Source organism: Pseudonocardia pini (assembly GCF_013870575.1).
In the GTDB taxonomy this organism is placed as follows: domain Bacteria; phylum Actinomycetota; class Actinomycetes; order Mycobacteriales; family Pseudonocardiaceae; genus Pseudonocardia; species Pseudonocardia pini.
Map to the genome: position 1 here is coordinate 1 of NZ_JACBXB010000984.1, position 1,706 is coordinate 1,706.

2 protein-coding genes are annotated in these 1,706 nt (G+C 74.9%); both read left to right on the forward strand.

Annotated features, from left to right (window positions below):
* On the forward strand, nt 1–541 hold a 541-nt coding region (locus tag H5J29_RS31630; protein WP_512700153.1), incomplete at its 5' end, for an LLM class oxidoreductase.
* Nucleotides 538–1,706, forward strand: a 1,169-nt coding sequence (locus H5J29_RS31635; RefSeq protein ID WP_181784594.1) for a PLP-dependent cysteine synthase family protein, incomplete at its 3' end; no start/stop codon positions are given. The genes H5J29_RS31630 and H5J29_RS31635, both read left to right, overlap by 4 nt.

A 1,706-nucleotide genomic window follows, 5' to 3' on the forward strand; every position in this document is an offset into this window, starting at 1 on the left:
CGGCGCCGAGGTCGTGCTCGGCGCGACCCCCGCCGAGGCCGCGGAGAAGGCCCGCTGGGTGCGGGAGGAGCAGGTCAACGGCCCTCGGGCGCTCGCCTTCTTCGAGCAGTACTGGGGTGCGGACCTCTCGGCGTTCGACCCGGACGGCCCGCTGCCCGACATCGAGCCCACCGACGCCGAGCTCGACCCCTCCCGCGGCACCATCGCCATCGACCAGCGCAGCGGCAAGCAGGCGCAGATCGCTCGGTGGCGCGCGCAGGCCGAGGCCGAGAACCTGTCGATCCGGCAGCTGGCCCAGGCCGTCCGGCCCGGGCACCGCGCGTTCGTCGGCACCCCGGGCCAGGTCGCCGACGAGTGGGCGCGCTACGTCCGCGCCCGCGTGGTCGACGGGTTCAACCTGCTCCCGTACCTGATCCCGGATGCGCTCACGGACGTCGTCGAGCAGCTGGTCCCGGCGCTGCAGGAGCGTGGCGTCTACCGGACCGAGTACGAGGGCACGACCCTGCGCGAGCACCTCGAGCTGCCGGAGGTGCGGCGATGACCGTCCACGACTCCGTCCTCGACCTGGTCGGCGGGACCCCGTTGGTCCGGCTGCGCAGGCTCACCGAGGGCCTCGCCGCCTCGGTGCTGGTGAAGCTGGAGTACCTCAACCCCGGCGGCTCGGTGAAGGACCGTGCCGCGTCGGAGATGGTGCGGGTGGCCGCGGCGTCGGGAGCGTTGCCGCCCGGCGGCACGATCGTGGAGGGGACCTCCGGCAACACCGGCACCGGTCTCGCGCAGGCCGCCGCGGTACTCGGGTACCGGCTGGTCGTGGTGCTGCCCGACACGATCGCCGCCGAGAAGGTGGACGTGCTGCGGGCCTACGGCGCCGAGGTCGTCCGCACCCCGGCCCGGCTCCCGCGCGAGCACCCCGAGCACGTCGCCAACCTGGCCCGTCGGATCGCGGCGGAGACCCCGGGTGGCTGGCAGGCCAACCAGTACGACAACCCCGCGAACCCCTCCGCGCACCGGCGCACGACCGGGCCGGAGATCTGGGCGGGCACGGAGGGTCGGGTCACCCATCTCGTGGCGGGCATCGGCACCGGCGGGACGATCACCGGCACCGGCGCCTACCTGAAGGGGATCAGCTCGGGGGCGGTCACCGTCGTCGGGGCCGACCCCGCGACCTCGGTCTACAACGGTGGGGACGGCAGCCCGTTCCTCGTCGAGGCCGCAGGCCACTACCTGCACCCGGACACCGCGCAGGACGTCTGGCCGGAGTCCTACGACGCGTCGGTCGTCGACCGGGTCGAGGCGATCGCAGACCGCGAGTCGGTGCGGATCGTGGGCAGGCTCGCCCGCGAGGAGGGGATCTTCGTGGGCGGGTCCTCGGGGCTGGCGGTCGCGGCGGCGCTGCGGGTGGCCCGCGGACTGGGGCCGGAGCACACCGTCGTGGCGATCCTGCCGGACTCCGGACGCGCCTACCTGTCGAAGTACCACTCGCCGGACTGGTTGCGCCGCATGGGTTTCCTCGACGACGACCGCCCCGGCCTGCTGGCCGAGCACGCCACCTCGGGGCCCGTGGCCACCGTGACCCCGCGGACCACGCTGCGTGAGGCGCGGGCCGCCGCCGAGCAGGTCGGCGACGACCAGCCCGTCCTGCCCGTGGTCCTCGCCGGGCGCAGCTCGCGGTTCCCCGCCTCGGCCGCGGAGATCCTCGGCGGCCT